This window comes from Brevundimonas sp. 1080, from assembly GCF_040545985.1.
Taxonomy (GTDB): domain Bacteria; phylum Pseudomonadota; class Alphaproteobacteria; order Caulobacterales; family Caulobacteraceae; genus Brevundimonas.
The window spans coordinates 988,111-1,001,463 of record NZ_JBEPMW010000001.1 but is presented as its reverse complement, the minus strand read 5'-3'; the positions used below and the strand labels follow the sequence as shown (position 1 = coordinate 1,001,463).

The window sequence follows — 13,353 nt, the reverse complement described above, 5'->3', positions numbered from 1 at the left end:
CGGGCACAACCTTTGCGGGCCTTCACGGTTCGAAAAGGCTGACGTGCCAAGGTGAGACCATGACCCCCGTCCAGACGCCCGCCGATCTTCGCCCCATCACCGCCCTGCGCTTCGGCGCCGCCATGTGGGTCGCCGTCTACAGCTTCTGGGAGAACCTGGCCGGCGCGGGTCAGTCAGGCCTCGTCGCCAAGGGCTATCTGGGAGTCGAGCTGTTCTTCGTCCTGTCCGGCTTCATCCTCAGCCACGTCTATCTGGCGGCGGCAGGCGAGAAGCGGTTCTCGTATCGCGGCTTCCTGTGGGCGCGGATCGCGCGCGTCTATCCGCTGCATATCGCCACCCTGATCGGCGTGGGGCTGCTGGCGGCGGCCGCCCTTTTCGCCGGTATGAGCGTGGACGCCAATGTGCTGAGTTGGGCGTCGCTGCCCGCCAACCTCTTCATGGTTCACGCCTGGGGGCTGGCGCCGGTCGCGGGCTGGAACCATCCGTCCTGGTCCATTTCTGCAGAGTGGTTCGCCTATCTCTGCTTCCCGCTGTTCGCTTTCGTCTTCTGGCGCCTGCGTCATCGGCCGATCGCGGCGGTGGTCGGGGCTGCGGCCTTCCTCGTCATCCTCTATTTCGCGTTCGAGCAACTGGCCGGCTTCGCCTTGACCGAGGCGACGATCCTCTGGGGCGCGCTCAGGATCGTGCCGTGCTTCGCCTTGGGGTGCGCCCTCTATCTGGTTTATCGCCGCGCGCCGTTGAAGGCGCCGTGGCTGTGCGCCGCCGTCTCGTTCGGCCTGATGGTGCTCAGCGCCGCGCTAGGACTGTGGGACGGCGTCACGGTTCTGCTGGCCGGCGCCCTGATCCTGTCACTGGCGTCGCTGCCCAATGCGCGCGCCGGATGGCTGGCCTCCAAACCCGCCGTCTACCTCGGCGAGATCAGCTATTCGGTCTATATGGTCTGCGTGCCGTGGAAGCTTCTGGCGGTCGGTCTGGCCGCCAAACTGTTCGACTCGCCGGACAAGCAGCTTCAAATTTTCGTGTGGTTGGCGATCCTGGCCCTTCTGCCAGTTGTTGCGACCGTCTCCTATCATCTGGTCGAACGCCCGGCGCGCAAGGCTCTCAGGGACATGGCCGACAAGCGCGCCAAGCGTCACAACAAGGTTTCAGAAGGAAATATGAAGGACGGCGATATGCCGAAACAACTTGCGACAGGGCGTGATCCCGTGGCCTAAAGGGCGCTTCCAAAGGCGGGTCGGGATACCCCAAGCATGTCAAAACGGCTCAAAGCCGCCGCGGTTGCGGCGACCCTCGGTTTTTTTGCGCTGGGTGCCGTCCCCTCCACCGCAAAGGCTGATGAGCCCTACTGGCAGTGCGTGACTTTTGCGCGCATGTTCTCCGGCATCAACATCTTCGGCGACGCCTGGACCTGGTGGCGCCAAGCCGCCGCCAACTTCCGCACCGGCAAGGCCCCGGAAACCGGCTCGGTTCTGGTCTTCCGCCCCGAGGGCCGCATGAGCCGGGGCCACGTCGCCGTCGTCTCCGACATCCTGACCGACCGCGTCGTGCGCGTGACCCACGCCAACTGGGGCGGGAGCCGCGGCAAGGTCGAAGAGAACGTCACCGTCGTCGACGTCTCGCCCTCCAACGACTGGTCGCAGGTCAAGGTCTGGTACAATCCGATCAACGACCTGGGCACGACGGTCTATCCGACCTACGGCTTCATCTACAAAGGCGCCCGCGACGCCTTCGACGCCGGCCGTCAGATCGCCGCCAACGTCTCGGCCCAAGGCCAGCATTAAGGGCCGGCGCCAAGCTTGCACCGCCCGCCATCGCGGGCGATAGGCGGGCATGACCCAATCCAGCGACATCACCTACGCCGGCTATCTGGCGTTGGACGACCTGCTTTCGACCCAGCACCCGCTGTCGGACCAGCACGACGAGATGCTGTTCGTCGTCATCCACCAGACCGAGGAACTGTGGCTCAAGCAGATCCTGCATGAGACGGCCTTGGCTCAGTCGATGGTGCGCGCGGGTGACCTGGTCCCGGCCTACAAGAGCCTGGCGCGCGTGAGCCGCATCCAGGCCGTGATGACCCACAGCTGGGACATTCTGTCGACGATGACGCCGTCGGACTATCTGCGGTTCCGAGGGTCGTTGGGGTCATCGTCCGGCTTCCAGAGCGACCAGTTCCGACGTTTCGAGGCCATGCTTGGCCTCAAGGACGCCAGCTTCCTGAAGTTCCACGAAGACCGCCCCGAGGCCCTGGCCGCGCTTCAGGCCGCCATCGCCGCGCCCAGCCTTTATGATGACGCCTTGGCTCAACTGGCCAAGGCCGGTCTGCCGGTGCCCGCCGAGGTGCTGAACCGCGACGTGACCCAGCCCTATGCGCCGTCCGAAGCCGTCGAGGCGGCCTGGCTGGAGGTCTATCGCGACACGGAACGGTGGTGGGTCCTTTATCAGTTGGCCGAGAAGCTGGTCGATCTGGACGACGCCCTGCTGACCTGGCGGCACAAGCATGTCGTCACGGTCGAACGCATCATCGGTCGGCGTCGCGGCACGGGCGGAACGGAAGGCGCCGCCTATCTGGCCTCGACCCTGACCAAGCGCTGCTTCCCCGAGCTGTGGTCGCTTCGCACCAAACTTTGATGTCGCAGGCGGCAACCTTCGCCGCGCCGGACCATTTCGCCGTTTGACCGCAACAGCGGAAGGAATGGACGAGATGAGCAACCCCAACGCCCACGACATCAAGGTTCTGAACGGCCTGATCGAAACGACGCTGGACAGCGCAGACGGCTATCGCGAAGCCGCCGAACAGACGCAAGACCCGCACTACCGCACCCTGTTCGAGCGCCGCAGCAGCGAACGCCAGCAGGTCGTCGACGACCTGTCGGCCGCCGTTCGCGGCCTGGGCGGCGATCCGGAGTCCGATGGATCGATTCTGGCCAAGGCGCACCGCGCGTTTCTGGATGTGAAACACGCCCTGCTGCGTAACGACGATTCCGTCGTCGGCTCGATCAACTCGGGCGAGGGGTTCATCGCCAACAAATATGAAAAGGCGCTGGAAGACACGGGCATTTCCGCCACCACGCGCGAGACGATCCGGCGGGCCTATGCGGCGGTGAAGACCGAGCATGAGCAGATGGAGGCTCTGAAACACAGCCTTGAAGGCCAGCGCGACGCGGCCAACCCCTTGTTCCCGCAGTAATCCCGGACTGACGGAATAGAAAAAGGCCCCGGCGTCACCGCCGGGGCCTTCGTCATTTGATCGTGTAGCCTGAAACTAGGCTTCTTCGGTCTTGGCAGCCGAACCGGTTTCCGGAACGACGACGCCCTTGGCGGGGCGGACCGTCTGGCGCTCGGCGATACGGGCCGACTTGCCGCGACGATCGCGCAGATAATAGAGCTTGGCGCGACGCACGACGCCGCGGCGCTTCACTTCGATCGACTCGATGTTCGGCGACAGGATGGGGAAGCGGCGCTCGACGCCTTCACCGAACGAGATCTTGCGGACCGTGAAGGTTTCGCTGATGCCGCCGCCGTCACGGGCGATGCAGACGCCTTCGAAGGCCTGAACGCGCTCGCGCTCGCCTTCCTTGATCTTCACGTTGACGCGCAGGGTGTCGCCGGGCTGGAATTCCGGGATTTTGCGTTCGCCCAGGACGCGGGCTTTTTCTTCGGCGTCCAGCTGTTGAACGATGTTCATGTCATTTCTCCTCGGGCTTTGCGCCCTTTAGCTGTGAGTTGGCGAGATGCGCCTGCCAGAGGTCCGGCCGCCGCTCCCGCGTAGTCGTCGCCCGCTGCGCCTCGCGCCATCCCGCGATCCTCTTGTGATCGCCCGACAGCAGCACCTCGGGTATCTCAAGCCCCTCGAACGTCCGCGGTCGCGTGTACTGCGGGTGTTCCAAGAGCCCATCCTCGAAGCTTTCGGACGACAGGCTGTCGCCTGAGCCGAGCACGCCGGGGATCAGTCTTACGCACGCCTCGATCGCGACCATCGCCGCCGCCTCGCCGCCGGCGAGAACCGCGTCTCCGACCGAGACCTCCTCGAACCCGCGTGCGTCCAGCACCCGCTGATCCACCCCCTCGAAACGACCGCACAGCACGACGATCCCGTCGGCTTTCGCCCATTCCTTGACGCGCGCCTGGGTCAGGGGTCGACCCCTGGCGCTCATGTACAAAAGCGGCCGTTTCGGTCCCGGCAGGCTATCCACCGCCCGGGCCACAACGTCCGCCTTCAGCACAGCTCCCGGGCCGCCACCCGCAGGGGTATCGTCCAGGAAGCCGCGCGTATCTGTGGAAAAGGCGCGAATGTCAACCGTTTCCAGGCTCCACAAGCCCTTCTCGCGCCAGGCCGTGCCAATCAGCGACACCCCGAGAGGGCCCGGAAAGGCCTCGGGAAACATGGTCAGGACGGTTGCGGTGAAGGGCATGGCGGCGGCTCATACACACAAAGTCGGAAAAATCCGACTCCAGACCTCTCCCTCACCGCTCCGGGGAGGGTGGCTGAGCGCAGCGAAGCCGGGTGGGGGCGGCGAGGCGATGTTTTCGGCAATACCTTCCGAAATCAGCAAGTGCGTCCCTGCCGGGCCGCGCCCACCCTGTCGCTTCGCGACATCCCTCCCCGCAGCGGGGAGGGAGAAGGGCGTGTTTACGCCGTCGGGGCCCCGCCGCCCGCCGCGATCCAGCCGTCCACCTGATCCTCCAGCACGTCCAACGGCACCGAGCCAGAGCCCAATACGACCGCGTGGAAGTCCTTGATGTCGAACCGGTCGCTCAACGCCGTCTTGGCCCGGTCGCGCAGTTCCTCGATCTTCAGCTCGCCAATCTTGTAGCTGGTCGCTTGGCCGGGGTTGGTGATGTAGCGCTCGACTTCCTTTTCGATGTCGCGCTCGGACAGCAGGGAGTTCTGGCGGAAATAGTCCATCGCCTGCTCGCGGCTCCAGCGCTTGGCGTGCAGGCCGGTGTCGGTCACCAGACGCACCGCGCGCCACAGCTCGGTCGAGAGGCGGCCGAAGTCGGAATAGGGGTCCTGATAGAAGCCCATCTCCTTGCCCAACTGTTCGGCGTACAGTCCCCACCCTTCCGCATAGGCGCCGTAGCCGCCGAACCGGCGGAAACGCGGCAGGCCCTCGATCTCCTGCGCATAGGCGATCTGGAAATGGTGGCCCGGCGCGCCCTCATGATAGCTGATGCCCTCGATCTGGGGCTTCAGCACCTGGGTCATGTCCGACAGATTGACGTAGTAGATGCCCGGCCGCGATCCGTCCGGCGCCGGCGAGTTGTAGAAGGCGATCGAAGCCGTCGCCTCGCGGAACGGCTCCACCGCCCGCACCTCCAGCGCCGCCTTGGGCAGGGTCGAGAACCATTGCGGCGCCGCCGCCATCACCTGGGCGATGAAGCCGCGCGCGTCGGTCAGATACTGCTCCTTGCCCTCGGGCGTATTCGGATACTGGAACCGTGGATCCGTCTTCAGGACGGTGAAGAACGCCTGCAGCGAGCCGGTAAAGCCGACCTGGGTCTTGATGGTCTCCATCTCGGCCTGGATGCGGGCAACCTCGGCCAGACCGATCTCATGGATCTGGTCGGCGGTCAGGTCAGTGGTCGTCGAGAGCTGGAGCCGGGCGTTGTAATAGGCCTCGCCCTGCGGCAGGCGCCACACGCCCGCGTCGCTGTCAGCCTTGGGCTGCACCTCGGCCAGCGCCGTCAGAACGGTCTCGAACCCGGCTTTGTAGGGTCCGGTCAGGGCCGCGCGGCCTTCCGCCAGCAGCCGGTCCTTCGTCGCCTGATCCGTCTCCAGCGCCGCGACCTTCTTGTTGAAGTCGGCCCAGACCGGATTGTCCGCGCCATCGTCGAACGGCGCGCCGGTGACGACGTTGCGGGTGTTGGCGATGGATGGGGCGAAGACGAAGCGCGGCGAGACGACGCCCGCCGCCGCGCGCTGACGCAGTTCCTCGGCCACCTGATCCATCTGCGTCTCGGCGGCCTTGATCCGCGCGACATAGGCCTCGGCGTCGGCCACGCCGGAGACCCGGTGGTTGTTGATCAGAAAGACCGGCAGGCTGGTGGTCGGATTGCCGTTGGCGGCGAACTGAAAGCCCCAGTCGCGCCACTGGTTCGACAGTCGCGCCTGCTGGACGCCATATTCGAACATCCGCCACGACAGCGCCGCCTGCGGCCCCAGCTTCTGCGGATCGAACTGGGCCTTCATCTGCGCCAGCTGCGCCTCCTGAAGCGCGAGGGCCCGGTCGGTCGCCGCGTCCGACACGTCGTCCAGCTTGTCGTAGTCGGTCTTGATGCCCAGCGATGTCATCTGCTGCGGGCTCAGCGCGATCCGCGCCTGGAAGGCCTGTTCGAAGAAGGCGTTCAGCCGCGTGTCCTCGCTTTCGGCCGCGGCTGTTTGGGCGGGGGCGGAGGTTTGCGCCAGCGCGGGCGCGGCGGACAGCACCGCCATCACAGCGGCGGACGAGATCAAAAGACGACGCATGAACAACCCCTCGTGAAACAGGGGTGCACCTTCGGGGCCGCGTGCGCGCGGCGCAAGCGATCAATGCCGCCGCCGTTGCGGCGATCCGACACGCCGAAAGCAAAATTTTCGATACGGCGTCGCTTGATGCAACCCAAGTTCAGGGTCGGCGTTTCGACGAAACTTGACCATACCAACAAGGGTTCACACCATGCGCAAGATCATCACCCTGTCCATCGTCGCCGCCGCTCTGGCCGTGTCGGCCTGCAACACCATTGCCGGCGCCGGCCGCGACGTCTCGGCCGCCGGTTCGGCCGTCACGCAGGGCGCGAACGACGCCAAGAACTAAGGCTTTTCGAAAGCCGTTGTTGGAAAGGCCCGCCGGATCCCGGCGGGCCTTTCTCGTATCCGTCGCACGACGGTGTTACGGTGGGCTATCATTCGGGAGACGGCGATGGGCTTTCTGGACAATGTGGTGAAGGGTCTCGGCGACGACGCCGCAGGCGGTCTGAGCGACCTGGTCAAAGGTCAGGGCGGCGTCGGCGGACTGGCCGAGAAGTTTGGTCAGGCGGGCCTGGGTGATGTGATCGGCTCCTGGGTCGGCACGGGGCCGAACGCCAACATCTCGCCTGAGCAGATCACGGCCGTCCTCGGCCACGGCCCCATCGCCGACATCGCCGCCAAGATGGGCGTGACCCCCGAACAGGCTGGCGAGACCCTGGCCGGTCTTCTGCCCGAAGCCATCGACCGCTTGACCCCCGGCGGTCAGATCGACGGCGCCGACGACCTGCTTGGCAAACTGCCGGGTGGCCTGGGCGACATGATCGGCGGTTTTCTGAAGCGCTGAAGCCTCAGGACGGCTGGCCTTCGGTCGCCGCGATCACGTCCTCCTCTTCCATCGCGGCCTTCTGGCGCGCCTGCAGCGCGGTCTGTTTGCTGGCCACGATGAAGGCCAACACGATCCCGAACACACCGATGATCGCCGAATACAGGAAGAAGGCGACGTAGCCCGCGCCCAGTGCCGCTGGGGTCACGCCACTTGTCGCCGCTCCGGTGGTCAACACGCCGGGTTGCAGATTGGCGAACAGCGCCCGCAGGCCAGCGAAAGGTCCGGTCCCTTCGGCGGCTCGCGCCGAAGCCTCGACGATCCGTCCCGACTGCGTCGCGATCAGCTTGCCGGGCAGGGCGTACAGTGATGTGAACAGGGCGTACTGGGTCGCGGTAAAGCCGATCGACGTCAGGCTGGACATATAGGCGATCAGGGCGGTCCCGGCGTATCCGCTTGAGACGTTGTCCACGCCGATGGCGACGGTCAGGGCCGACAAGCTGTGTCCCTGGGTCGCCAGCCAGGCGAAGATCAGGTTGGACACAGGGCTCATGAAGGCGCCTATGACCATGGTGCGGATCAGGCCGAGCTTCGCGACTGACCAGCCGCCGATGATCACGCCCAGACTGGTCATGACCACGCCAAACACCTTGCGCACCTCGGCCAGTTCCGTCTTGGAAAAGCCGAGGTCGATGTAGAAGGGCGGCATGATGTTCAGCACGAAATCCGCCAGGCGATAGACGCAGATCAGCGCCAGGATCAGCGTCGCTACGCCCGAGAAGCGCCTGTAGAAATCGGCGAGGGGCTGGCCGAACGATCCGGCGAGATAGGCGCCGGGCCGCGTCTTCGTTCCCGGCAGCGGCCAGCAGGCCATGACCATGACGGCCAAACCCATGAGCACCAGAGCGAACTGCAGATAGACACCCTCCGGCTTCGCCGCCAGCGCTGCTGCGACCGCCGCCTTGCCGTCCGGGCCGATACCGAAGAGCCCGAACAGGGCGTTCAAGGGCACCGACTGTCCCGTCAGGCCCGAACCCAGGAACATGGCGGCGACGGCGATGACCGCGAGACGCGCGATCCACTCGAAGATTTCCAGCTTTGGTCGCGAGGGGACGTCTCCAACCGGGATGGCGCGGATCGAGTGCGCCTTCTCTCGCGGCGCAAACAGCACCCCGGCGATGCCGACGCCCATGAGTGCGGCCATCACCGCGTAAGAGAGGTTCCAGTTGTAGAGATCGGCCAGCACCAGCGGCACGGCCCCGGCCACGATCATGGCGACGCGGTAGCCCAGCTGATAGGCGGCGGCCATGGCGCCATGGCGGCTGTCATCGGCGGCCTCGATCCGCCAGGCGTCGATGACGATGTCTTGGGTAGCGCCGAAGAAGCCGACGAGGGCGGCGAAGCCGGCCACGGCGATCAAGGCGTTGGAGGGGTTCAGGGTCGAAATCGACCATAGACCGAAGATGATCACGCCCTGCGTGACCAGCATCCAGGCGCGTCGATGACCAAGCAGAGGCGTCAGAAGCGGCACGGCGGTTCGGTCGATCAGCGGCGCCCAGACGAATTTCAACGAGTAGCTGAGTGTGGCCAAGGCGAAGAAGCCGATCACTTCGAGCGTCAGGCCGCTCTCTCGCAACCAGGTGGTCAGGGTGTCGAAGATCAGCAGGTTCGGCAGGCCTGCCGAAAAGCCCAGCAACAGCATGATGAAGACGCGCCGCTCGCCATAGACGGCGAGGCCGCCGAAACGGCCGGTGGGCTTGCCGTTGGCGGGGCGATGGGTTTGGTCGGTCATGCACGGCTCCGGCGCGGCGGCCGGAAACGCGGGCGCCTGTAACTCAGCCGACCTTGGCGCGGATGTCGCGCTTCGTCCAGCGGGCGAGGGCGGCGCGCAGGGCCTCGGCGTCCAGCGGCTTGACGATATGGTCGTCCATGCCGGCCTCCAGACAGGCGCGGCGGTCCTCGGCGAAGGCGTTGGCGGTCAGGGCCAGGATCGGCGTCGTGTCGCCCGCCGCGCGGATGGCGCGGGCGGCGGCGGGGCCGTCCATGCCGGGCATCCGCATGTCCATGAAGACCACGTCATAGCGCGCGCGTTTCAGCGCTGCGACGGCTTCGTCGCCGGTGGCGGCCGTCTCGACGGTGCAGCCCTCGCGGCGCAGCAGGGTGCGGGCCAGAAGCGCGCCGACGGGATTGTCCTCAGCCAGCAGGACGCGGATTCCGGCGAACTGCACGGGAGCGACACGGTCGTCTTCGACCGGGGCGGCGCAGTGGGCGCTGGCCCTATCCGGCGCCTCCGCGCCGATGGCGGCCAGGACGCGCTCGGCCAGGGACGCGCGACGCAAGGGCTTGATCAGATAGCCGTGGAAACCGACGGCGCGATAGCGGGCGATCAGGTCGCGTTCGGCCGGTTTCAGCAGGACGATGCCGCGACCGCTCGAAGGCAGGGCGGCCAGCGCGCCCGCCGGGGCGTCGGCGTGATCGACCAGGGTCACCGGGGCCGCATCCGCCACGACCCCGCCCGAGGCCTCGATCTGCGCGCGAGCCGCCGACAGGACGAAGGGATCGACGGCGCGCACCGCGACCGTTTGGCCGCGCAACGGCTTGTCGCGCGCCACCGCGACGGCGGCGAAGGCGGCCTCGAAGCGGAAGCGGGCGCCCCCGCCGGTTGCGGCGCCGTCGGGCCGGCTTTCGACCTTCACCGAGCCGTCCATGGCGGCGGCCAGCTTTCGCACGACCGCCAGACCCAGGCCCGCCCCATCCTGACGGACCGCGTCGGAGCTGTCGGCGTGGCCGAACTCCTCGAAGATCCGTGTACGCGCCTCGGGCGCGACGCCGGGGCCGGTGTCGTCGACCAGGAAGGCCAGACGCGGCCGCGCCGCGCTGCCGCCGACGCGCTCGACCGAAATGCGCACGCCGCCGGTTTCGGTGAACTTCACGGCGTTGCCCGCCAGGTTGAAAAGCACCTGACGCAGCCGGCCTTCGTCCGCCAGCACGTCGGGCGCGTCGGCGGCGACCGACCAGACGATCTCCAACCCCTTGTCGTGGGCGCGCGGGCTCAGCAACTCGGCGACGCCGCGCACCAGACCTTCCAGATCGACGGGCGCCAGATCGAACTCCAGCGCCCCGGCTTCCAGCCGGGCGTAGTCCAGCAGGTCGTTGACCAGACCCAGCAGATGTTCGGCCGACTGACGCGCGTTCTCGGCATAGGCGCGCTGGGCGCCGTCCAGCCGGGTGCGTTGCAACAGATTGATCATGCCGATGACGCCGTTCAGCGGCGTGCGCATTTCGTGGCTCATCAGTCGCAGGAACTGCTGGGCGGGGTCGACAGGCGCGCTCGTGCGCTCCTCAATCCGCTTCGTCGCCGTCCGTCGCGTCATGGCCGTCTCCCCAACGACACGGAGCCTAAAGGTCGACGGTTAAGGATGTCTCCACCATGACGCGGACGCGTCACGCGTGCAGGAAGGGCGTCTGCTCGTCGTCGCCCTCGCGTAGGCCGAACCCTTCATGGCGCTGCGCCACGCGGCGGTCGAAGTCGGCTTCGGCGCCGATGGTGGTGCGGCGGTAGATCAGGGCCTCGGCGATGTGGCGACGCAGAACGCCGGTGCAGCCGTCCAGGTCGGCGATGGTGCGGGCCAGGCGCAGGGTGCGGGTCCAGCCGCGCGCGGTCAGGCCGCCGGCCTCGCCAGCCCGCATCAGCAGCATCCGGCCCGCCTCGTCCGGCGTGGCGAACCGATCCAGAGTGCCGCCGGAGGCGCGGGCGTTCAGGCCTTGGGCGGCGTCCAGCCCGGCCTCGCGCACCCGGTCCTCCTGCATGGCGCGGGCGGTCGCGACGCGCGCCCGGGCCTCGGCCGTGCCCTCGGCGGGCGGAGGCAGGGCCATGTCGGCGGCAGTGACCGGCGGGGTCTCCACCGTCAGGTCGATGCGGTCGAACATCGGACCCGAGACGCGGTTCTGATAGTCGCGCTGACAACGCGGGGCCTTGCCGCACGCGCCGCGTCCGGCGCCGCCAATGCCGCAGCGGCACGGGTTCATCGCCGCCACCAACTGGAACCGCGCGGGATAGCGAATGTGGGCGTTGGCGCGGGCGACGACGATCTCGCCCGTCTCCAGCGGCGCCCGCAGCGAGTCCAGCGCCTGGGCGCTGTATTCCGGCAGTTCGTCCAGAAACAGCACGCCATTGTGCGCCAGCGAGGCCTCGCCGGGCTTGGCGCGCAGGCCGCCGCCGGTCAGGGCCGCCATTGAGGCGGAATGGTGCGGGCTGCGGAAAGGGCGATTGCGGGTCAGGGCACCGCGTTCGATCAGGCCGGCGACCGACCAGACCATCGAGGTCTCCAGCAACTCTTGCGAGGTCAGGGGCGGCAAGAGGCCCGGCAGGCGCTGCGCCATCATCGACTTGCCCGACCCCGGCGGGCCGATGAACAGCAGGTTGTGGCCGCCGGCCGCCGCGATCTCCAGCGCGCGCTTGGCGCTTTCCTGACCCTTGACCTCGCGCAGGTCGGGCACGGCCTTGCCGTCCGCCAGCGGTCCGGGCTCGGGCGCGCGCAGCACCTGGGTTCCCTTGAAATGGTTGACCAGGCTGATCAGCGAGCGCGGCGCGAGGATGCGGGCGCCGCCCGCCCAGGCGGCCTCCGGTCCCGTCGCTTCGGGGCAGATCAGACCCAGGCCCATGGCGTCTGCGGCGACGGCGGCAGGCAGGGCGCCGCCGACCCGCGCGATCTGGCCGTCCAGCCCCAGCTCGCCGATGGCGGCCCAGCCGTCTAGCGCATCGGGTGCGATCACGCCCATGGCCGCCATCAGGGCTAGGGCGATGGGCAGGTCGAAATGGCTGCCCTCCTTGGGGAGGTCGGCCGGCGCCAGGTTGGCGATGATCCGTTTGGCGGGCAGGGCCAGACCAATGCCGGCGAAGGCCCCGCGCACCCGCTCCTTGCTTTCGGCCACCGCTTTGTCCGGCAGGCCCACGATGTTGAAGATCGTCGGCCCGTCGGCGCCGATCAACTGGACCTCGACGTCCACGCGCCGGGCTTCCACCCCCTCAAAGGCGACCGTGACAACCCGCGCGACCATGTCGTTCTCCCAGCTGAGCAAGAGAACGAACCATGAACCAAAATCTAATTCAAGTGGCGATCACGCAACCTGAGCGGCGCGTTTGGCTTCGATGGCGTCCCACATCAAGGCCGTGGCGTCGATGCCGGTGAAGGCCTTCAACTGCTGGGCGCCGGTGGGGGAGGTGACGTTGATCTCTGTCAGGTAGTCGCCGATCACGTCTATGCCGACGAAGATCAGGCCGCGTTCTCTCAGTGTCGGACCGATGGCGGCGCAGATTTCCAGATCGCGCGGCGTCAGCTCGACCGGCATGGCCGTGCCTCCGACATGCAGGTTCGAGCGCACCGCGCCCGCCGCCGGGACGCGATTGATGGCGCCGACGGGCTCTCCATCGATCAGCAGGATACGCTTGTCGCCCTTGGACACGGCGGGAATGAACTTCTGGATCACCAGCGGATCGCGGCTGCCGGCGGCATGGATCTCGATCAGGGCGTCCAGGTTGGGGTCGTCGGCGCGCAGCTTGATGACGCCCGAGCCGCCGTTGCCATGCAGGGGCTTCAGGACTACCTCGCCATGCTTCTTGTGAAAGGCGTCCAGGGCGACGGGGTCGGCCGAGATCAGGGTCGGCGGTTGCAGGCCGGGGAAGGCGGTGACCATCAGCTTTTCGGGGGCCGAACGCACCTGGGCCGGGTCGTTGACCACCAGGGTCCGAGGATGGACTGTCTCCAGCAGATAGGTGGCCGTCACATAGGCCATGTCGAACGGCGGATCCTGGCGCATCAGGATCACGTCCACGTCCTGGGCCAAATCCAGCTTTTCCCAATCGCCGAAATCGACGTGATTTCCGACCTCGCGCCGCACCGTGATCGGGCGGGCGCGGCAGTAGAGGCGGCCCTCTTCCAGCGCCAGGGTGCGGAAGTCATAGACCCACTGTTTGTGACCTCGCGCCTGCGCCGTCTCGGCCATCAGGAAGGTGGTGTCCCCGGCGATGTCGACGGCCTCGATCGGGTCCATCTGGATGGCGACTCTGAGGGTCATTGTT

13 protein-coding genes are annotated in these 13,353 nt (G+C 67.2%); 6 read left to right on the top strand and 7 right to left on the bottom strand.

All coding sequences use genetic code 11. The features are described from left to right. Positions 1-59: 59 nt before the first annotated feature. The 4 genes from ABIC32_RS05085 to ABIC32_RS05070 all read left to right on the top strand — a co-directional run bounded on the left by ABIC32_RS05085 (position 60) and on the right by ABIC32_RS05070 (position 3,187). Positions 60-1,214, top strand: a complete 1,155-nt coding sequence (locus tag ABIC32_RS05085; RefSeq protein ID WP_354072776.1) for an acyltransferase family protein — start codon at positions 60-62, stop codon at positions 1,212-1,214. A 36-nt stretch (positions 1,215-1,250) separates the two neighbouring features. Beyond that, positions 1,251-1,781: a CHAP domain-containing protein gene (locus ABIC32_RS05080; protein WP_055809437.1), complete on the top strand. Its 531-nt coding sequence runs from the start codon at positions 1,251-1,253 to the stop codon at positions 1,779-1,781. Positions 1,782-1,830: 49 nt separating this feature from the next. Then, entirely contained in the window at positions 1,831-2,628 is a 798-nt protein-coding gene (locus ABIC32_RS05075) for a tryptophan 2,3-dioxygenase (RefSeq protein WP_354072773.1), read from the top strand. Positions 2,629-2,701: 73 nt separating this feature from the next. After that, positions 2,702-3,187, top strand: coding sequence for a PA2169 family four-helix-bundle protein (locus ABIC32_RS05070; protein ID WP_039247171.1), 486 nt, complete (start codon positions 2,702-2,704; stop codon positions 3,185-3,187). 75 nt (positions 3,188-3,262) lie between these two features. Here ABIC32_RS05070 and rplS read toward each other — a convergent pair whose 3' ends face one another. From rplS to ABIC32_RS05055, 3 genes are all read right to left on the bottom strand, one after another. Further along, on the bottom strand, positions 3,263-3,685 hold the full coding sequence (gene rplS / locus ABIC32_RS05065; RefSeq protein ID WP_017505017.1) for a 50S ribosomal protein L19: 423 nt from the start codon (positions 3,683-3,685) through the stop codon (positions 3,263-3,265). A gap of 1 nt (position 3,686) precedes the next feature. Then, positions 3,687-4,412 carry a tRNA (guanosine(37)-N1)-methyltransferase TrmD gene (trmD, locus tag ABIC32_RS05060; RefSeq protein WP_153923945.1) on the bottom strand — a complete coding sequence of 242 codons (726 nt, stop codon included), beginning with the start codon at positions 4,410-4,412 and terminating at the stop codon, positions 3,687-3,689. A 218-nt stretch (positions 4,413-4,630) separates the two neighbouring features. Continuing rightward, positions 4,631-6,466 (bottom strand): DUF885 domain-containing protein, encoded by a 1,836-nt coding sequence (locus tag ABIC32_RS05055; RefSeq protein ID WP_354072770.1) that lies wholly within the window; start codon positions 6,464-6,466, stop codon positions 4,631-4,633. Between the two features lie 190 nt (positions 6,467-6,656). Here ABIC32_RS05055 and ABIC32_RS05050 point away from each other — a divergent pair, with 190 nt between their 5' ends. Further along, on the top strand, positions 6,657-6,794 hold the full coding sequence (locus ABIC32_RS05050) for an entericidin A/B family lipoprotein (protein WP_039247129.1): 138 nt from the start codon (positions 6,657-6,659) through the stop codon (positions 6,792-6,794). A 105-nt stretch (positions 6,795-6,899) separates the two neighbouring features. Next, positions 6,900-7,292 (top strand): YidB family protein, encoded by a 393-nt coding sequence (locus ABIC32_RS05045; protein ID WP_354072768.1) that lies wholly within the window; start codon positions 6,900-6,902, stop codon positions 7,290-7,292. A gap of 4 nt (positions 7,293-7,296) precedes the next feature. On the opposite strand, the gene ABIC32_RS05040 is transcribed toward ABIC32_RS05045, so the two are convergent. The 4 genes from ABIC32_RS05040 to gshB all read right to left on the bottom strand — a co-directional run bounded on the left by ABIC32_RS05040 (position 7,297) and on the right by gshB (position 13,349). Next, on the bottom strand, positions 7,297-9,063 hold the full coding sequence (locus ABIC32_RS05040) for an AmpG family muropeptide MFS transporter (protein ID WP_354072766.1): 1,767 nt from the start codon (positions 9,061-9,063) through the stop codon (positions 7,297-7,299). A 43-nt stretch (positions 9,064-9,106) separates the two neighbouring features. Next, positions 9,107-10,645 carry a response regulator gene (locus tag ABIC32_RS05035; protein ID WP_354072764.1) on the bottom strand — a complete coding sequence of 513 codons (1,539 nt, stop codon included), beginning with the start codon at positions 10,643-10,645 and terminating at the stop codon, positions 9,107-9,109. 70 nt (positions 10,646-10,715) lie between these two features. Further along, positions 10,716-12,332: a YifB family Mg chelatase-like AAA ATPase gene (locus ABIC32_RS05030; RefSeq protein ID WP_354072762.1), complete on the bottom strand. Its 1,617-nt coding sequence runs from the start codon at positions 12,330-12,332 to the stop codon at positions 10,716-10,718. Between the two features lie 60 nt (positions 12,333-12,392). Then, positions 12,393-13,349 (bottom strand): glutathione synthase, encoded by a 957-nt coding sequence (gene gshB / locus ABIC32_RS05025; protein ID WP_292078344.1) that lies wholly within the window; start codon positions 13,347-13,349, stop codon positions 12,393-12,395. Positions 13,350-13,353 lie beyond the last annotated feature (4 nt).